General features: G+C 35.7%; 17 protein-coding genes. 5 read left to right on the top strand and 12 right to left on the bottom strand.

The window, feature by feature from the left end:
- The first annotated feature begins 58 nt into the window (after positions 1-58).
- Entirely contained in the window at positions 59-652 is a 594-nt protein-coding gene (locus tag BLQ00_RS07275; protein WP_093142529.1) for a superoxide dismutase family protein, read from the top strand.
- Positions 653-753: 101 nt separating this feature from the next.
- Here the strand turns inward: BLQ00_RS07275 and BLQ00_RS07270 are convergent, their stop codons facing one another.
- The 3 genes from BLQ00_RS07270 to BLQ00_RS07260 all read right to left on the bottom strand — a co-directional run bounded on the left by BLQ00_RS07270 (position 754) and on the right by BLQ00_RS07260 (position 5,542).
- A complete protein-coding gene (locus BLQ00_RS07270; RefSeq protein ID WP_093142527.1) occupies positions 754-1,452 on the bottom strand; it encodes a thioredoxin family protein in 699 nt (232 codons plus the stop codon).
- A gap of 2 nt (positions 1,453-1,454) precedes the next feature.
- Positions 1,455-1,979 (bottom strand): TlpA family protein disulfide reductase, encoded by a 525-nt coding sequence (locus BLQ00_RS07265; protein WP_093142525.1) that lies wholly within the window; start codon positions 1,977-1,979, stop codon positions 1,455-1,457.
- Between the two features lie 311 nt (positions 1,980-2,290).
- The gene (locus BLQ00_RS07260; protein WP_093142523.1) at positions 2,291-5,542 is read right to left on the bottom strand and encodes a M36 family metallopeptidase; all 3,252 of its coding nucleotides are present in this window, start codon (positions 5,540-5,542) and stop codon (positions 2,291-2,293) included.
- A gap of 280 nt (positions 5,543-5,822) precedes the next feature.
- On the opposite strand from BLQ00_RS07260, the gene BLQ00_RS07255 reads away from it, so the two are divergent.
- On the top strand, positions 5,823-6,356 hold the full coding sequence (locus tag BLQ00_RS07255) for an RNA polymerase sigma factor (RefSeq protein ID WP_093142520.1): 534 nt from the start codon (positions 5,823-5,825) through the stop codon (positions 6,354-6,356).
- A gap of 10 nt (positions 6,357-6,366) precedes the next feature.
- Positions 6,367-7,167, top strand: coding sequence for an anti-sigma factor (locus tag BLQ00_RS07250; RefSeq protein ID WP_093142518.1), 801 nt, complete (start codon positions 6,367-6,369; stop codon positions 7,165-7,167).
- Between the two features lie 273 nt (positions 7,168-7,440).
- Here the strand turns inward: BLQ00_RS07250 and BLQ00_RS07245 are convergent, their stop codons facing one another.
- The 3 genes from BLQ00_RS07245 to BLQ00_RS07235 all read right to left on the bottom strand — a co-directional run bounded on the left by BLQ00_RS07245 (position 7,441) and on the right by BLQ00_RS07235 (position 10,249).
- Positions 7,441-8,721: a tetratricopeptide repeat protein gene (locus BLQ00_RS07245; RefSeq protein WP_093142515.1), complete on the bottom strand. Its 1,281-nt coding sequence runs from the start codon at positions 8,719-8,721 to the stop codon at positions 7,441-7,443.
- A gap of 166 nt (positions 8,722-8,887) precedes the next feature.
- Positions 8,888-9,523 carry a DUF4331 family protein gene (locus BLQ00_RS07240; protein ID WP_093142513.1) on the bottom strand — a complete coding sequence of 212 codons (636 nt, stop codon included), beginning with the start codon at positions 9,521-9,523 and terminating at the stop codon, positions 8,888-8,890.
- A gap of 30 nt (positions 9,524-9,553) precedes the next feature.
- On the bottom strand, positions 9,554-10,249 hold the full coding sequence (locus tag BLQ00_RS07235) for a DUF4331 family protein (RefSeq protein ID WP_093142510.1): 696 nt from the start codon (positions 10,247-10,249) through the stop codon (positions 9,554-9,556).
- Positions 10,250-10,396: 147 nt separating this feature from the next.
- Here BLQ00_RS07235 and BLQ00_RS07230 point away from each other — a divergent pair, with 147 nt between their 5' ends.
- Positions 10,397-11,608 (top strand): LETM1-related biofilm-associated protein, encoded by a 1,212-nt coding sequence (locus BLQ00_RS07230; protein ID WP_093142507.1) that lies wholly within the window; start codon positions 10,397-10,399, stop codon positions 11,606-11,608.
- A gap of 2 nt (positions 11,609-11,610) precedes the next feature.
- Here BLQ00_RS07230 and BLQ00_RS07225 read toward each other — a convergent pair whose 3' ends face one another.
- From BLQ00_RS07225 to BLQ00_RS07200, 6 genes are all read right to left on the bottom strand, one after another.
- Positions 11,611-12,366: a LytR/AlgR family response regulator transcription factor gene (locus BLQ00_RS07225; protein WP_093142505.1), complete on the bottom strand. Its 756-nt coding sequence runs from the start codon at positions 12,364-12,366 to the stop codon at positions 11,611-11,613.
- A 27-nt stretch (positions 12,367-12,393) separates the two neighbouring features.
- On the bottom strand, positions 12,394-12,699 hold the full coding sequence (locus BLQ00_RS07220) for a 2TM domain-containing protein (protein ID WP_093142502.1): 306 nt from the start codon (positions 12,697-12,699) through the stop codon (positions 12,394-12,396).
- Between the two features lie 4 nt (positions 12,700-12,703).
- A complete protein-coding gene (locus tag BLQ00_RS07215; protein WP_093142500.1) occupies positions 12,704-13,012 on the bottom strand; it encodes a 2TM domain-containing protein in 309 nt (102 codons plus the stop codon).
- 93 nt (positions 13,013-13,105) lie between these two features.
- A complete protein-coding gene (locus BLQ00_RS07210) occupies positions 13,106-14,440 on the bottom strand; it encodes a 2TM domain-containing protein (RefSeq protein ID WP_093142497.1) in 1,335 nt (444 codons plus the stop codon).
- Positions 14,440-15,087: a hypothetical protein gene (locus BLQ00_RS07205; RefSeq protein WP_093142495.1), complete on the bottom strand. Its 648-nt coding sequence runs from the start codon at positions 15,085-15,087 to the stop codon at positions 14,440-14,442. The genes BLQ00_RS07210 and BLQ00_RS07205 overlap by 1 nt, the downstream gene beginning before the upstream one ends.
- A 176-nt stretch (positions 15,088-15,263) precedes the next feature.
- Positions 15,264-17,429 (bottom strand): TonB-dependent receptor, encoded by a 2,166-nt coding sequence (locus BLQ00_RS07200; RefSeq protein WP_093142492.1) that lies wholly within the window; start codon positions 17,427-17,429, stop codon positions 15,264-15,266.
- 164 nt (positions 17,430-17,593) lie between these two features.
- Here BLQ00_RS07200 and BLQ00_RS07195 point away from each other — a divergent pair, with 164 nt between their 5' ends.
- Positions 17,594-18,190 (top strand): YdeI/OmpD-associated family protein, encoded by a 597-nt coding sequence (locus BLQ00_RS07195; RefSeq protein ID WP_093142490.1) that lies wholly within the window; start codon positions 17,594-17,596, stop codon positions 18,188-18,190.
- Positions 18,191-18,193 lie beyond the last annotated feature (3 nt).

Genomic DNA, 18,193 nt, shown 5'->3' with positions numbered 1-18,193 from the left:
ATGTCCATCATAAACTATCGTACCTTGTATTTAATTTAATAACACAAAAACCAAAAACATGAAAAAAATAGGATTATCAATAGCAGTAATTGCTTTAGTAGCCCTTTCTAGTTGTAAAGGAAAGAAAGCAGATGCTGAAATGGACAAAGAAACGACTCAGGAAATGATGAAGGAGGATGTTAAAGTTGAAAAAACTGAAGCTAAAATTGTATCATTTGCATTAGAATCTAAAAGTGGAAGTACTGCTTCAGGAAAAGGAGAATTTAGAGAAGTTGATGGTGTTGTAAAATTTGAAGTAAAACTATCGGGACTTACACCAGGGACACATGCAATCCACATTCATGAAAAAGCTGATTGCTCTTCTCCAGATGGAAAATCGACTGGAGGACACTGGAATCCAACCCATGAACAACATGGAAAGTGGGGATCGTCGCAAGGATATCACAAAGGAGATATCGGTAACTTTAATGCTGATGAAAATGGCGAAGGTAGCATCTCTATGCAAACTGATGAATGGTGTATAGGTTGCGGAGATGAGAAAAAAGATGTACTTGGAAAAGCTATCATTGTACATCAAGGTGTAGATGACTTTGTAACTCAACCTACAGGTGATGCTGGTGGAAGAGTAAGTTGTGGAGGAATTATTCAATAGCAACTCTCTTTTACTACGTAAAAGCCCTACTTCAAATTACTTTGAAGTAGGGCTTTTAATTTTTCTACACTTATATTTAATGGAACTTACACTCTAAGCAATTAAATAGCTTTTACTGGACAACCAATAGCCTTGGTGAAATTTGGATTTGGTTTTTCTCCATTTTCTAAGGACTGGATAGCATTTTCAACATATTTGACTTTTACATCTTCAGAAGATCTTGCATTATCATCGATAGTACCTATGTATTGAACTTTTAATTCTTTGTCTAATAAAAATACATGTGGCGTTCGTACGGCTCCATATTTCGGGAATATGTCATGATCTATATCGGCTAAATAAGGAAATGTAAATTGCTTTTCTTTAGCCCTATTTTGCATTGCCTCAAAACTTTCTTTTTCATTATTTTCACTAACATTTGGGTTGATGGCCACTACTGAATATCCTTTAGGCGCATATTCATTATGAAGTGTAATTAATCGATCTTCATACATTTTAGCGAAAGGACATTCGTTACAAGTAAAGACTACAATAAATCCTTTTGCTCCTTCAATATCGGACAATGAGAAAAGGTTGCCATCTACATTTTGAAGCTTAAAATCTGTGGCTACATCTCCAATTTTATACCCGCCTATTTCCTCTAAAGTTTTTGTTTGTTCAGGATTATGCCCACCTTTAGGAGGTCCTTTATGTACGCCATTTGAAGGTGGCCCTTTTCGCTCTTGAGCATTTGCATTTACAGTTATAAAGAAACTGCTTACTAGAAGAATGGTTGTTAATAATACACTGCTTTTTTTCATTGTTATTTGTTATTAATTGTTCTATTAATTTCACGTTCTAAATCTTGAATATCTTTAAATGCACGTTCATGAAACGAACGTTTTTCATTATTAAATACGATTGTAAAAGGTATTGCTCCAGACCAGTTAGGGTCAATTTTGTCAATCCAACTATTTGCATCTGGGTCGTCTAGTAATACTACTTTTGAAGTGATTCCTTTTTTCTTTAAAAAGGGTTTTAACTTTGTTTCAATATCTTTAGGAAAATCAAGGCTCACTAATAGTACTTCTACATTTGGATGGTTCTTTTCATATTCTTGAATTATAGGAAGCTCTTTAACACATGGAGCGCACCACATAGCCCAAAAGTTAACTATATGAATATTTTCCGATTCTGTATGCAAAAGAGGCTCTAAAGAACTAAAATCATAGATTGGGATCTCTTCATTAACTGAGAGATTAGATTCTGGCACTATATCATAGTTTTTAATTACTAGTCCATAATTTATTGTAAAAAAGAAAATTATTAGAGAGAGACCTATTCGCATTTTTAAAGCTTATGTTTTTATAATTTACTTTGACTACACGATTCTCCAAAGGTTTAATTAAGATCTATATTGTTTTAATATTTCTATCTAATACTAAAAAACCCTCTAAGTTTCCTTAGAGGGTTTTTTATTTGAACAAAATCAAAATGTTTCTTTTTAGGGAAATCAAGGGGTTATTCGAAATTTACTTTATGTTTCATTTTGATATTATAAGTTATACAAATACAATACCAAAAATAGTATTCATTAAAAACCCCGCCTTTTTACAAAGGCGGGGTTTAGTATTTAAAAAACGATAATTAGAATATATATTATTCTTTTACAATTCTTTTTACAACACTAGCATTTTCAGCTTCAATTTGTACAAAGTACATTCCTTGTGCTAAACTAGAAACAGAGAACGTAGTCTCGTTTGTTGCATTGTCTACATCTAAGACCTTAACAATTCTTCCATTTACATCAGTAATAGTAACAGAGGTAATATCGAAATTACTTCTATTTGCTAATGTAATTTGTCCGTTTGTTGGATTAGGGAATAAACTTAAGTTTTGATTAAACGCATTATCGTTTACACCTAAATCACAAACTTCTAAAGGATCTGTAATGGTAACTGTTGGAGTACAAGAAGCAGTATTACCATTCGCATCTGTAATAGTAACTGTAACTGTATTTGCTCCAAAGTCATCACAAGTAAATAGTGTTTGACTTATATCAATAGTTGTTTCAGAACCACAGTTGTCTGATGGCCCACCTGGAGAGTAATAAAATGCTACATAATCATTTGTAACACTCCAAGTTTGAGAGTTTCTTCCTGGAACGGCAAGTGCCATAGAACCATCAATATTTTCGATTCCTTGTGTTACACTTCCATCAGCAGGAATTGAAGTACTGTGAATTTCAATACGGTTAGAACCTTCAAATAAATGAACTTGTGTGTTTATCGCATTTGATGTTCCATAAAATACAACCCCATTAAACTCAACAATTAATTTACGATCTGGAGCAGTACCAACTGTTTGGTATTTAATAGCACTCCCTGGAGATGCAGATGGGTTTAAATCTTCCCACGCAAAAGCGATTAAATTATTTTCATCACTAGCATCTGGTAAAATTCCACCTGTACAACATCCACTTCCATTAGAACCACTAAATGTTAAGAATCCATTAGATGAGATGTAAAAAGTAGAGTAATTAATTCCGTAGAAATTAAAATCAAATCCTACTGCTAATGCATTTGATACTGCATCATCTCCTAAAGTTACTACCGTCCCTGAAGAGATATCAATGGGTGCAAACGTACCCGTTTGATCTACTACTAAAGCTCCTGGCTCTAGGTTAGTTACTACATCTCCCATTTCAAGAACAGCTTCTCCGTTAGCATCTAACTCTAACGTAACATCTTGACATAAAATTTCTGGTACATCGTCTGTAACTTCAATTTCGTCAGTTGCGATAGAAGTACCACATAAACTTGTAGCATCATAACTAATAGTATGAACTCCAATACCTGCTGCTGCAGGATCAAAAGTATAAGTAAGACCGTTTCCGTCGTCAGTTACACCTGTACCTGAATAAATCCCTCCAGATGGAGTACCACCACCTAAAGTTTGTAATCCTTGACCAACACAAACTTCTTCGGCTGTATCAATATTAGTAGCTGGCATATCAAAAGCCTCAACACCGTCACTTCTACTTCCAGAAGAACCTTGTGTTGCGCTATAACCTAACCCTCTTCTTGCAAATGCTTCCCAAAGAAGACATTCGTTTACACCTCCGTAAATAGCTTGATCTGCAGCGATAATTGCATCTCTACCATCAATAAATCCAGGGCTACAAGGTTGTAATTTTAAACCTTCAGTAACTAAAGCAAAGGCCATTACATTTCCGCCATCTTGAGTAGCATCTCCTGTAAAGTCATAAATATCAGAACCTAATCCGTGCTCATCGATAAGAGCCCAAGTCATTTCCCATAAAGTCGTTGCCCAAACAGAACCTACTCCATGAGGAACAGCAGCTGTTTTAATATAATCGTATGTTTGAGGATCGATTGTAAAATCTGTACTATAAGGATAATCTCTAATTCCTGGACCACCAGCACCTTCACCTAAAAGGTAAGTTCCTACTCCTCTAGAGTCTGCACCAGAATCACCTGCTTCGATAGTTAATAAGATTCCGTAGAAATCACTCCAACCTTCACCCATTTGCTCAGAGTTACCTAAACAACTTGTATTACTTGGTCCTCCTGTTAATCTATTTGAAACACCATGTCCATATTCGTGTGTAATAACTAAATTGTCAAAATCTCCATCTTTATCACCACAAATATACATTTGCATTTGTGGGTTGCTTCCATCTGGTGGTGTTCCAAAGTTTGCATTACAAGTTCCTGAACCATCTTGCGCTTCTGCGTTTACAGAATCACTTCCTGCCCCAAGTCCTGAGTAATTCATTTCTTGGAAGTTTCCGTTTTCTTCGTCGAACCCATAAATAGCTAAAATATCATGAAAGATATTATTCCAGTAGAAAAGGTTACTAATTGCTGCTGATTCGTATTGATTTGCATTGGTATATACTTGATCAAAAGGAAAACCAGTAAAATTTAAAGTTGCTCCACCATCTGGTTGAAATCCTGGATTGTTTCCGTCTTCATAAGCATTAACATTGTTACCACGAGTAACCGTAAACTCAGCTCCTGCTACACCATCAGTATCATGCCATCCAAATGGAGAGTATGTTGGGTGTGCTGGGTTTGTTTCAATTGTTCTTGGTCCGTAATAAGGACTTTCAGCTGGGATAGCAATTACCTCATAACACTCAGTACATCCCATAGCGCTTTCCGAAGAAATCTCTTTGTAATTAGGAATGTCAAATAAATTTTTGTTATAATTTAATTCAGCAACATCTTCACTATGATCATGGCTCATCGCACAGCTAACCATATAATTATTCTTATCTAAAATATCACCTGTAGTTGCACTTACACGTACATTCCACCAGTTTTGTTGGCTTACTTCCTGAATAGAAAGTTCCCATACTAACTCTAACTTGTTGGCGTCATTTAGATAGTAAAGTAATTTAGCTGGAATTGGACTTAAAGAAATTCCACCTTCACTAAGTTTCGTTTCCATGCTAGCACCTGTAGCAGGCTGAACTACAGAAATTGGTTCTGTAATCGCATAGTGTAATTGATTTGCTACAGCTTGAACTGCCTCAACAGCACTTAAACTTGGCGCAGAAGATCCTATTGCTTTATCTGCCGTTTTATTAATAAAATTGTTGTCTGAAGCTAAAACGTTTCCGTTAGCTAGTAAGTGAAGACCCGACTCAGTACCAAATATTTGAATACCATTTATAGTCTGACGGTAGTAGGCATGTTGTACATTTGTTGCACTACTTTTTGTTTGGCTCGTCATTTCCCACTGAGTATCTTGTGGCAATAACTCACTTTTTTGTAAAAGTTGTGATAATTCCTGATTAATTGATTGCGACAAGTCCTGTGCGGTGACTTGAGTCGAGAATACCGTGAGAAGACCCAAGAGTAAACCCCATGTAATTTTTTTCATAGTTAAGTTGTTAAATTAAAAAAAGTGTTTTTATATAGTACTATCCTCAAAAATAAGGAATAAACAGCGATATATTGTTTAAAATACTAATAATTCGATAAGTAATTAATAATCTAGTTATCCTATATGGTAATTATACAACATGCCTTTTTTTTAAAAGAAAACAACTATACTCTGCCATATACGCCATAATATTGTTCAAGAATCTTGGGCAAACTTTAATCAGACTTTTATATTGACATCAATATTATAAGTATATTAGCATAAAATTGAACACCACATGGAACAACCCAATTCATTACTACTGGAAATGCAAAATGGAAGTGAAAAAGCATTCTCAAAAATTTACTCTCTCTATTCTGAAGCAATTCTAGGAGTAATTTATACTATTGTTCAAGACCAAGATGTAGCTGAAGAAGTTTTGCAAGATGTTTTTGTAAAAGTTTGGAACAACTCAAAATCTTACAACATAGAAAAAGGACGTTTTTTTACTTGGGTTCTCAATATTGCACGAAACGCTTCCATTGATAGTGTTCGGTCTAAAGCTTATAAGAACTCTAAAAAAAACCTAAGTACCTCTAATTTCGTAGATATACTATCTGGAAGTGATACCTTAAATCAGAAAACAAACGCAATTGGAATTAAAAAGTTTGTTGACGCACTAAAACCAGCTTGTGTTAAAATTATTGACCTCCTCTTTTTTAAGGGATACACCCAAGTTGATGCCGCTGAAGCGCTTAAAATTCCGTTGGGGACACTGAAAACGAGAAATAGAAATTGTATACAAGATTTAAGAATTAAAGTTCTAGGATAACATTGTAAATATGACAGCAGAAGAAATTATAGCATCCGGAAAACTTGAACTCTATATTACGGGTTCTCTTCCATCTGAAGAAATTTCAGAAATAGAAGATGCAATTGCAACGTACCCTGAAGTGAGGGAAGAAGTTGAAACTATTGAAGCAGCCTTAATTAATTTAGCCGAATCAGTAGCGCCACCACTTCCTGCCATGGTATGGACGTACGTATTAAATTCTATTAAAAAAATAAGAAACATTGACGGTACAGCCTCAAATAAAACGAATTGGGCAGCAATGTCTGGTTGGGCAGCAGCCATTTTATGCTTTGCTGGAATATTCTGGATGTTGAAACAAAACAATGATTTGAATAAAAGTATTCAAATCACCAACATTCAAAATACACAATTAAAAGAAAAAGTGAATCTTACAGAAGGAGAACTTACAAAACAAAACAACTTATTGTCTGTAATTCGCTCTAAAGATTTCAACACCATAACGCTTCCTGGAAATCAAGCAGTCGCTCCAGATGCCTATGCTAAAGTGTACTATAACAAAGCTGAAAACATTGCATATATAGACGCCAATGGCTTGCCTACACCGCCAAGCGGAAAAGTTTATCAAGTATGGTCGCTTACACTAGACCCTCTAACTCCAACAAGTATGGGATTGCTAGAAGCAGTTACAGACGCAGATAAGGGAGTTCATAAATTTGAGAACATACCGACCCCTGAAGCCTTTGGAATTACCTTAGAACCAGCGGGAGGAAGCACAACCCCTACCCTTTCTCAACTTTATACGTTAGGAATGGTTACCGCTGCTCCATAATATTAGCAACTATTTTTAAAACCAAAACCGCTGCATTTTGTAGCGGTTTTTTTTTGCCTATTCACAAAGGTTATTTATACTCTCTTTATAGTATTGCACTCTTTTATCCTTTTCAGAGTACAAACAAAAAGAGCGCCCACTCTAAAAGAGGGCGCTCAACTAACAAAAACTACTAAAAAAACCGTCTAGGTTGGTCTCTGTCTACCTTAACTATAGACTACCAACCCTTTCAACACTACTTACGAAAAAACCGATGCTTTGGTTTTTAAATACTTATAATTTCTCCACTTTCCGCATTAATACGGGACCTAATTCAAAGGCAGCTTCGTTTAATTCTTCTTTAATAGGTGTAACTTTATCGGTCATTCCGTTTGCTTTGTATACTAAAGCCGAGTGAAATGCTGCTTTAGGCTCAAACGTTTTTCCTTCAACGTATGTTTCAATCGTTTTGAGCGCTTCTTCCTTTTTTCCAGCTTTCAATTGTGCATAGGCTAACAATTGATAGGTTTCAGGTGTAGCGCGATTTTCAACTTCTTTTTCAGCCAAAGCCAATGCCTTTTCAGGAGCACTTTCTGCGTACAATTCGATTAAATACGTGTTGTACATTCCGCCGTAATTAGCAGCTGTTACAGCTTCAATAAAGTTTTGTTCTTGTTTTTTTACTTCGGAAAGGTTTCCGTTGTAGTCAGCCAATTCTGCTTTTTGCAAATAATAATCGGGAACCTTGTGCGTAACCATAATGGAGTCTAAAATTCGGTTTGCTTCTGAAGGATTCTTTTCCGAAGCATATAAAATATACGCGATTCCTTTTTTAGCATACGCATTATCTGGCTGAAGCTTTAGTGTCATTAAATAATGTTTATAGGCATCATCTATTCTCCCTGCATGCCCATAATAATCGGCTATATTCGTATACGTCCAAATTTTCATCGAATTGATTCCGCCAGATTCTGCAACAGCTTTTGCCTGTTCCATATAACGGATCGCCGAATCTAAGTCGCCTTTGTAATCACTCCATTTCGACAACCGAATTAAGTAATTAAAATCGGCGTTGTTTTTAACCTTTCCAAGAAGGGTGTCGGCTCTTTGGTAATCGCCTAATTCCATAGAAACATCAAAAAGCATTAATTCGGTAGCGTGTTTGTTATCTGGAAATGCATAAGCACTATCCAATAACACTTTTGCTTCTTTAAAACGGTGTTGTGAAATATAATTATGTGCTAAAGATCGAAGATAGGTGTCTTTATTTCGTGCCGAAAGTTCATAACATTTTTGCAACATCTTTTCCGATTGGTGCAAGTTGGTTACATCGCCAGTTTCAGAAAAAAGAGCATTCTTCAAACCTGCTACTTTTGATAAATCGACCACACTATTTGGATTTGCTTCCAACCTTTTTTGCCAAAATTCCATTTCAGCCAATGTAGCATCTTTTGTAGGAGTTTGCTGCGTAGCTAAATACGGATTGTAGTCTACCATTGCAGTTGTTTTCTTTTCTTTTTCATAATTACACCCAGCGATTAGGAATATTACTGCAAGTATTAGTATGTTTTTCATCGTTTTTTGTATTAAAAAAGGTTGATTAAAAAGTAAATCATCCTGTTTGTTCGAGTATCGTCAAAATTTAAAATCTTAGACGCTCAATGAGGTCTCGACTGTGCTCGACCAAACAAATAGATAATTATTACTTTCTAAGCAACCTTTTAATTATGTTCTAAATTTCTTAAAATGGACTCGCAACATATGGGAAACTAGTTGAAAATGTCGCATCGTTAGAGGAAACGAAATCACTAGTTAATGTTGGTTTCTCGCTTCCGTCAGGACCACCAAAGATTAAGATTAAAGAAACATCAATAACATCGTCAGTTAAGTTTCTTCCTGTTAATACTTCTGTTCCGTTGTAATAAGTTGTTACCCCTGTTTCAGCAACCCATAAAGCATCACTTGCAAGTACCGTTGTAAAAACAGTCGCATCTAATCCTAAAAGGTTTGTTGTGTAATCTGGATTTAGCGCCATTAAGTTACTTTCAAAACTCGATTGGAAAGCAGCTCCCATTTCTGAAGGAATTGTTACGTTAAACGCATCTTTCATTCCAGTAGTACCAAATACGGTATTAATTCCTGGACGTCCCATTTGGTCTTCTTGTTGGAAGTTTCCAGAAAAGTCTAATGCTTCTACAGCACAAGGTTCACAAGCAGAACCACCACAATCAATTCCTGTTTCATCACCATTTTTAATTCCGTCATCACAGGTAACTTCTCCTAACACGTTTCCGTTATCGTCATCGTCTGAACATTGTACGAACAAAAGCGACGTAAAAATCACAACTATTATCGTTATATATTTATATGTTTTCATATTTAAATGTTTTCTTATTACTACTAATTATTATTGTTTTCTTTTTGCTTCTACCCAAGCATTGTACAAACGAGCACTTGGATTTAATGGATTTGCTCCTGGAGTTGGACTTCCTAATTTACTTTTAGGAACCTCAACAACAATTGATAATACGTTAGTACCAGCGAATGTGTCTGACCCTGGATTGTTAAATCCTCCAGGTGCATTACCCGCTAAAATCTCTCCGTATTGAACAAAGTCGAAAAAGAAAGGATCCTCTCTTGGACCCGCGAAAAATTTAAATCCGTCGTCATTTGTCGACGTTTGAACATCTGTCGTTGTAGATATTTTTACAACACCAATTTGAGTTGCTGCATTAATCGTACTTGTTAAACCTGTTTGCGAATTTGTAGTGGGCATAAAGAAATACATAGAGTCATTTCTTTTTATTGCTTGAATTAATTCATCCTCTACAAGGTCGTTTGTTTTATCGATATTGAATTCTACCAATACATTTTCGTCAAATATAGCTTGTTCGGTTGGTTGTCCTGGAGCTAAAAGCCCTTGAACGTTTGCTACAAACACTAAGTTGTCTGGATTCTCTCCTTGAAACGCATAGAAGTCTGTAATGTCTGTAGATGTTCCTGCTACTGCTGGAGCATCAATGTGGTCGGCAGCAATTAAAAATACCGAAAGAGCGGCTAATCCCAAACCTCCGATAGCTGCTAAAAATTTTGTTTTTTTCATAATTTAAGTTGTTATTTAATACTTATTTTTACTTGTTGGCTATATTTACGACGAATTTACACTCTTGGTTTTTTTTATGGGCGTTAATCTTTTGTTAATCCAAAATTATTCCAATTTCAAGAACTGTAAAAATAGTTAATTTAACCTATGAACCCTTCCGCAGCAGACTGGATTCCAAAGTTTTTAGATGGATTTGATAAGCAAACGCTTACGTCCAACTTTACGGATGAAATTTCTTTTTACTTACAATTAAAGTCCGTTGGCTTTATCTATGGTGTGTCTGTGCTTACCCTTCAGAGCAAACCTATTAGTCATTTAAGGCTCACAAAAGAAGAATTAACAAAAGTAAATCTTTTTCACACGTTATTGTTTACCTTCTTTCAGCAATATCCAGAAGCAAGTTATAATGATGCAATACAAAGCACTGTCGATTTTTATAAAAATATTGAAAAAGGGAAACCTGGATTTTTTCAAAAGTTAACATTATCAAGTAGCCCAACTAGCAATTTAGAACAAATACTTGCCGCTCGATTGCAGGAAGCAAACACTGTTTTAAAAAAGAATACGGCCTCGCTAGTAACCTTTGCCCTGTTATATGCAGATGTATTGGCGTATCGAGAATTTTTAAAAACGCCCAAAAAACTAAAACCGTATTTAGACGAATTAGAGAGTACGATTGTTAGCTGCTGTTTCTTGGCATTACGGTCAAAACATAAAAAAAACAAATATGACAAGCAGCTCTTAGAATTGTTTAAATCGTCGTCCGATTATTTGTTAGGAAGATTAAACACCAACCAAATTTTCACATTTGAAGGCGTTCAATACTTAACCGAAAAGGACATTTTAGAAAAAAAATACATCTTAGATTTATGTATTCTCGCCATACATGACGACCATAGTATTGATGCTTCTGAATATCAATTTTTACAACAACTAAGTATCTTACTTGATTTTAAAGAAGAAGACCTTCAGAAATCCATCGAAAGTTTGCGCCTTTTTTCTGAAAATCATAAAACTAAAATTAAGCTTTTTGAGTATTCAAATCCTGTAAATCAATTTTACAAACAGTCTTCTAAAACCGTAAAAAATCTGATTCTTCGAAATAAAGATCGATTGACAAAGGAGTTGGAAGAAAGTGGAGAGCTTGTTATCTTATTAGGAAACTCAGCCGTTCGTGAGTTGACTTCCGAAGAGAAAAAAAAGGTAAAAGAACAATTATTAGACATCTGTAAAACGGTGCCTTCGTTAACTATTTTCTTGTTACCTGGCGGAACCATATTGCTTCCGTTATTGGTGAAGTTTATCCCAAAACTATTGCCGTCGTCCTTTCAAGACAATCGAATTGATAAGAAAAAGTAACCCTATTCTAACCACAATTTAAAGTCCTTTACACGCTCACGAGCCACAATTACCTCCTGTTCTTTAAAGGTGTTTAGCTTCAGTTGAAGACGTGAATTTGTGTACGAAATAATGTCTTTTATCGCATTGATGTTGATGTAAAACTTACGGCTAATTCTGAAAAACGTTTTCGGTTCTAATTCTTCTTCCAATTGTTCTAAGGTCGTATCCAACAAATAATCTCTCCCGTCTGTAGTATGCGCGTAGGTTCCTTTATTTTCTGAATAAAAGCATTCAATTTCTTCTACGGAAATCATTTTAATATGCTGTCCGATTTTAGTCGTGAAGCGCTTTTTGTATTCGCGTTCTACAGGATTGGTAAGTAGTTTTTTAATATCATCAAAGTTCAGCTGAAGGTTCTGTGCTTTCGGTTGCAACGATTGGTATTTTAAAACAGCAGCCTCCAGTTCCTCTTCATCAATGGGCTTCAGCAAATAGTCAATACTATTTAATTTAAAGGCTTGTAAAGCATATTCGTCAAAAGCTGTGGTAAATATAATGGAGCTCTTCACCTCTACCGAATCAAAAATCTCGAACGATAATCCATCACTTAATTGAATGTCTAAAAAAATAAGATCGGGATGTTCATTCGCCCCAAACCAAGCAATAGACTCTTCTACAGTGTGCAACATAGTGGCTACCGAAAGGTCTAATCGTTCTAGCATTCGTTGTAAGCGTCTTGCTGATGGTTTTTCGTCTTCAATAATAAGTACATTCATAGTTTTGGTTCGTTGGTGGTATATTTGTTAGTCGTTCTTGTTTAGGAATTCTTCAATCTTTTTGTCTTCCCAGTTTCTAATAAAATTAGAATTAAAGTTATAAATAATTAAAACATACACCATATGAAAAAAGAGACCGATTCCCCACATAATGGCTGTAAAGTACATTCCGAAGCCAGAAAAATCGATCGGACTTGAGTTAAACACGTTTGCATTAATTAGGATCATGATTGTGTTTAAAATTACGTACACTGTGATATGACCGTACAATCCTTTTAGGGCTTCAACTTTTTTCTTTGCGCGAAGGTATTTTAAGCTTTTTTTAGTGTCCATAGTATTAAAATTTAATGGTGTTTTCGTCGTCAGAATCTTTGTCCATAAATTCTTTTATTTTGCGCTCTTCCCAATCTTTTCCGTAGAAAGGATTCCATTGAAACGCTTTTACTCCTTGAAAAAACAATCCTATTCCCCATCCAAAAGCAGCCCATAAAAACCAAGGATAACGAAATTCGTTGGTGTAATAATTCAACATTGCAAGTCCTGAAATAAAAATCAAATACATCATTAAGGTGGTGTAGAACTTTTTAATTTCTCTTACTTGTTTCTTTGCTTTGTAATACTTGTTGTCGTTGTTTGATGGTTCCATGTTATTTATTTTAAGTTATAGGTCAAAAATACAGTAGATGTAGCGGCTGTGCGAAACTAATGGACTCAACTGTAAAATTTGAAGGACCAATTGTTATTCCTTGTCTTTTTCCATCAATTCTTTAATTTTTCGCTCCTCCCAATTCTTTCCGAAGAACGGATTAAAGTCGAACGTTTCGGCGGCATGAGATAATACTCCGAAGCCCCATCCTCCTATTGGGAATATTGCCCAAGGGAATCCCGCGTTCGAAATGTAGTTTAACCATATAAATACGGGTACAAACAATAGGTATATACCAAAATGTATGTAAAATCCTTTCAACTTTTCTACTTGTTCTTTGGCAAGTGAATATTTTTTTTCTGAAATAAATGTATCCTGTGTGTTCATCGTCATTGTTTCTTTAGTTAGCATTGGTATGGCAACACTAAATTGTTTTGAATCGTTTGTAATTTGTACAGGTCTGTTAGTCAATAATTCGTATCGTTCTCGAATGTTTTTAAGTCCTACGCCTGTACTTTCTCGTAGTACTTGTTTTGTCTGAATATTGTTTACGATTACCAAGGTACCCTCGTGTTCTTCAATAGAGATATATAGCTTTTTTGAAGGCATTACCTGGTTGTGTTTTACAGCATTTTCTAACAACAACTGAAGGGATAGTGGTACTACTTTGGCTTCCGGATTGCTAATTTTTTCGGGTAGAGTAAACACAATACTGTCTTCAAAGCGCATTTCGATAAGTGACATATACAGTCGGGCGAATTTCAACTCTTCAGCCACCGTAACCAGATCTTTGTTTTTCTGTTCTAGCACATAGCGATATACTTTCGATAATGCGGTGGTGAACTTTGTTGCTGCGGAAGGATTCTCTTCAATTAAACTAGTTAGTACATTTAAACTATTGAACAAGAAATGTGGATCTAACTGGTTTTTTAACGCATCAAATTTAGCGGAAGCAGTTCCTGCAATGATTTTTTGTTCTTTAACCTTTGTTTCTTGCTTGTGTTTGTAATAGAAAATGGAATAAAACACTGCAATAATTATCATAGAAACTATAAACGATCCGTAATAATAACTCAGGTTTTCATCTTTTATAAATGCCTCTGCGCTTTTTCCATAAACAAAGACCGAATTCACAAATCGGAGTATAAAAATGGACGTGATTGTTATTAAAACTCCTCCAAAAATTCCTTTTAAAAGATGCTTTCCTTTGTAAAGTTCGTTCTTATACTTTTTTTTCAAGTAGTATATCAAAACTGCATTCCCTCCATAGAGAACTACCGAATAAATTTCATTATAAAGTAAGGTTTCTACTAAGGGGCGACTCCCTAAAAAAGAAGATCCATTAAAGTATCGAATAATTCCGAATACGATAAATACAATTACTCCAATTACAGAAGCCTTGATAAACTCTTGTACAATTCTTTTCATTATTTTTTACATGTTTTTGCGACAACTCCCATTGCATACTCTTTACCACCTTGTGGGTAAAACTCTCCTTCAGGAACAAATGTATCAAACAATGCTACGGCTCTTTCTAATTCGGGACAAAACTTATCGGTTGGTTGTCCAAAAAACTGAGCAGTTCCTAAATCCCATTCTGTCTTCCCTAGTGCGACTCTTGGGTTCTCCGGAGCTATTTGTTGTGCCGCTTGATACAGTGCCGCTACCTTTCCCGAATAAGTCATTCCGTATTGTTGTCCGTCAAACACAATCCATGCGGTGTACCATTGTGCTTCCAACACCATGATTTCTGGATTGTTCTTTGAGATGGCTTTGGCGTCATTCAGAAAGTCTTTTGCTTTTGCCAACTGTGCTTTAAGTTTGGTTTTGTCCTTTTCTGAAAAACTATATAAGATATTGATTTGCGCTACATAAAAAAAAGGCAACCAATTATCAGGCTCTGCAGAAGCGATGCGTTCAAACAAGTTGGCTGCTTCCCAAGGCTTATTGTCTTCCCATAATCCGAAAGCTTTTGTCATTCCTTGCTGATACTTTGTTTTTTCTACACGTTCTGTAGATTGACTTATTCCTTTTGCTGAAAGTAATACAATTAAAATAATGGCTAGTTTTTTCATATTTCGTTTGTTTGTTCAAGGTAATTAAACCTTTTAATGATTCCTATTTTTATGTGTTTCTGTTATTTGTTATTCAAATATCCTTCAGAAGAAGCTTTATTAAAAAGGCTCCTGACTCAACTGTTGGTTTTATTGGATGAACTGTATTTCTTCCCAACTTCTCACGTTCCGAAGCATTATAAATTATCCAATTGGTTGTCACTTTTATCATCACTAATCGTCCAAAAGAAGCCGACAAAAAAGAATTGATCTGCTGCAGGCAACAACGTTCTGCGATTAAAAACTCCGTTTGTATTTGGCGTATCGGCATATTGATACCCATTTACGTTTTTAAATCCGAAGGGATTATTGACAGAGAAATACAAAATCTTTTGTTGCGAAAGTAAGTACGCCCAATTCAGACTGATACTGTGATAATCTTTCAGTTTGTCCTGCAAAAACCCTGGTTTATTAACATCGGTATAGGAACGTCCGCTTCCAAATTGGTAACTAAATCCGACCTGACTCTTCCAATCGTTTATCCAATACTTGGCAACTACAGACAGGTTATGCGTATTTGCAAAACTTGGTGTTGCTTCTGTTGGATAATTTTGATACTTACGTTGGGTATCTAACAAAGAATAACTCACCCAATAATCTACATTTTTAATGCTTTCATCATCTCTCCAAAAAAGATCAATTCCCTGTGCGTATCCGTCGCCATCGTTTCCGTAGTTACTATCAAACTCAGGTGTCGAAGATGGATACGTAATCAAGTTACTATATTGTTTGCGATACAATTCTGCTCTAAAAATTCTATGGTTCGCCGCGTATTGGTAATTGGCGATAAAGTGTTGCGTTTTTTGTGATTCCACAGCTGTAGTAAACTTTAAGACCTCGCTGGATGCTTGCTGGTAAAAATCGCCATACGCCAATGACAACTGACTGTTTCGTCCTGTTTTATAGGCTACTGAAGCTCTTGGCGAAACTGTAAACTCATTAAACGCCTCACTGTATTCGCCACGCACTCCTAATTTTAAGGCAAACTTTTTAGAAAATATAATATCTGCTTCGGAAAAAAGACTGCTAATAGAAGAACTGTATCCATAGGTTTTACTGAAGTTTGGGTCATTAAAATCTTCATCTATTTTTGAGCTGAACTGCTCTGAACCTACACTTAATTTAAATCGATTGTTGAATTTTTTACGAAACTTAAGCTTCAAATGTGCTGAATTTTCGGTGGTGTTAATTGCTGCCGATTCAATAGTTGTTTTGTTTTTTGAAAACGTATAACTCCCTCCAGCAAACAACTTCCAATTAGACCCCAAACGTTCCCTATAACTCACATTGGTATAAAAGTTATTGTTTTTTAAAGCAAAATTGATGCCTTCAGGTACATTGATATCTTCCACATCCAACTGAAAATTAGTCGTATCAAAAGCAGCGTACACTTTCAGAAGACCTTCCTCAAACTTTTGACGAAAGACCGTTTCTCCTGAAATTGCTTCAAAAGGCTTTTGCCATTCATTTCGGTCTGGAAGTAATGCAGTATATGGTTCTAAATTAATATACGAAGCATTCACACTAAGCGAACTAGTTGTCCATTTTTGAGTGTTTCCAATCCCCGCTCCTACTGTCATTAATGAAATGTCTGTCTTTTCTTGATCGGGTTCGTCTATCGTATTCAATAATAAGACTGATGATAAAGCTTGTCCGTATTCTGCAGAATATCCTCCTGTAGAAAAGGTAATTCCGTCAAACAAAAACGGACTGTACCGTCCGCGAGTGGGTACATTATTAGTTGTTGGCGTATACGGCGTAAACACACGAATGCCGTCAATAAAAATCTGAGTTTCTTCTGCACTTCCTCCGCGCACAAACAGACGTCCATCTTCGGCAACTGTTGTGGTTCCGGGCAAGGTTTGCAAAGCGCCTACAAAATCGCCCAAGGCACTTGCGGTCGTAACCACGTCTAAGGGTTTTAAAACTGATACTTTACTATTATCGCTTGCTTCAAACGAACCTGCAGAGATAACAACCGTATCTAACGAATTTACATCTTCTCGGAGCGTTATTTTTAAATCCTTCATTTGCGTTACTGAAGCCGCTAGTAAAAAAGGTTCGTACGAAACATATGAAATAAACAAGGTTTGAATTCCTTCCTCTTGAGTTTCAAAAGAAAACTGTCCGGCTTCATTGGTCGAAACGCCATCGTAGGTTCCTTCCAAATATACATTTGCACCAACAATAGGCGTTCCATTTGGTTGTGTAACTGTTCCTGAAATTGTGTTTTGACTCACTCCTGAAAAGGAAGCAAAAAGAATGAAAATAAATACAAGACTAATTTGTGTATATTGTTTCATGTAAACTTTAGTTTAAGGTTGTTTGTTTAGATACCTCAAATATCTATTAAGACGAAAACCTTTCAGAAATAAAAATACTGAATTGTAAAATATCGCAACTCAATTGTAATTATTTCGAAGTAGCTACCTATAAATTGGTATCTTCGACTCAAATAAAAGCACCTATGACAGACGCTCAGAAAGTTACAGCGTATATTGAAAAACATTCAAAATGGTCCGAAAAACTAACTGAATTACGAGCCATTTTTAACGAAACTGACCTCCAAGAAGAAGTAAAATGGGGCGCACCTTCCTACACTTTCGACGGAAAAATAGTTGCAGGGATTGCAGCGTTTAAACATCATTATGCCATTTGGTTTCATCAAGGAGTGTTTCTGAAAGACCCCGCTAAAAAATTAGTAAATGCTCAAGAAGGAACCACTAAAGCACTACGACAATGGCGTTTTACAGAAAACGACCCTATTGAAACAGCAATCGTAAAAGAATATATTATTGAAGCAATTGCGAACTCTATTGCAGGAAAGGTTGTGAAAGTACAACGGAAACAAGGTGTTGTCCTTCCCTCTTTACTAAAAGAAGCCTTTGCTACAGATGTGAAAGTTAAAGAAGCTTTTAAAAAATTAACTGCGGGAAAACAACGGGAATACGCAGCATATATCGAAGCTGCAAAACGAGAAGAAACCAAACAAAAACGATTAGAAAAAATTATTCCTATGATACGGAACGGACAAGGATTACACGACAAATATAAAAACTGCTAATCG

This window comes from Ulvibacter litoralis (assembly GCF_900102055.1).
GTDB classification, from domain to species: Bacteria; Bacteroidota; Bacteroidia; order Flavobacteriales; family Flavobacteriaceae; genus Ulvibacter; species Ulvibacter litoralis.
The sequence above is the reverse complement of the archived record's forward strand: the minus strand, read 5'-3'. Positions and strand labels throughout refer to the sequence as shown.

Coding starts and splice junctions, on each gene's coding strand:
- BLQ00_RS07260 (WP_093142523.1), bottom strand. CDS start 5,542: ATGAAAAAAATTACATGGGGTTTACTCTTGGGTCTTCTCACGGTATTC.
- BLQ00_RS07200 (WP_093142492.1), bottom strand. CDS start 17,429: ATGAAACAATATACACAAATTAGTCTTGTATTTATTTTCATTCTTTTT.
- BLQ00_RS07220 (WP_093142502.1), bottom strand. CDS start 12,699: ATGGACACTAAAAAAAGCTTAAAATACCTTCGCGCAAAGAAAAAAGTT.
- BLQ00_RS07270 (WP_093142527.1), bottom strand. CDS start 1,452: ATGAAAAAAAGCAGTGTATTATTAACAACCATTCTTCTAGTAAGCAGT.
- BLQ00_RS07240 (WP_093142513.1), bottom strand. CDS start 9,523: ATGAAAACATATAAATATATAACGATAATAGTTGTGATTTTTACGTCG.
- BLQ00_RS07225 (WP_093142505.1), bottom strand. CDS start 12,366: ATGAATGTACTTATTATTGAAGACGAAAAACCATCAGCAAGACGCTTA.
- BLQ00_RS07265 (WP_093142525.1), bottom strand. CDS start 1,979: ATGCGAATAGGTCTCTCTCTAATAATTTTCTTTTTTACAATAAATTAT.
- BLQ00_RS07235 (WP_093142510.1), bottom strand. CDS start 10,249: ATGAAAAAAACAAAATTTTTAGCAGCTATCGGAGGTTTGGGATTAGCC.
- BLQ00_RS07195 (WP_093142490.1), top strand. CDS start 17,594: ATGACAGACGCTCAGAAAGTTACAGCGTATATTGAAAAACATTCAAAA.
- BLQ00_RS07210 (WP_093142497.1), bottom strand. CDS start 14,440: ATGAAAAGAATTGTACAAGAGTTTATCAAGGCTTCTGTAATTGGAGTA.
- BLQ00_RS07250 (WP_093142518.1), top strand. CDS start 6,367: ATGACAGCAGAAGAAATTATAGCATCCGGAAAACTTGAACTCTATATT.
- BLQ00_RS07245 (WP_093142515.1), bottom strand. CDS start 8,721: ATGAAAAACATACTAATACTTGCAGTAATATTCCTAATCGCTGGGTGT.
- BLQ00_RS07255 (WP_093142520.1), top strand. CDS start 5,823: ATGGAACAACCCAATTCATTACTACTGGAAATGCAAAATGGAAGTGAA.
- BLQ00_RS07275 (WP_093142529.1), top strand. CDS start 59: ATGAAAAAAATAGGATTATCAATAGCAGTAATTGCTTTAGTAGCCCTT.
- BLQ00_RS07230 (WP_093142507.1), top strand. CDS start 10,397: ATGAACCCTTCCGCAGCAGACTGGATTCCAAAGTTTTTAGATGGATTT.
- BLQ00_RS07205 (WP_093142495.1), bottom strand. CDS start 15,087: ATGAAAAAACTAGCCATTATTTTAATTGTATTACTTTCAGCAAAAGGA.
- BLQ00_RS07215 (WP_093142500.1), bottom strand. CDS start 13,012: ATGGAACCATCAAACAACGACAACAAGTATTACAAAGCAAAGAAACAA.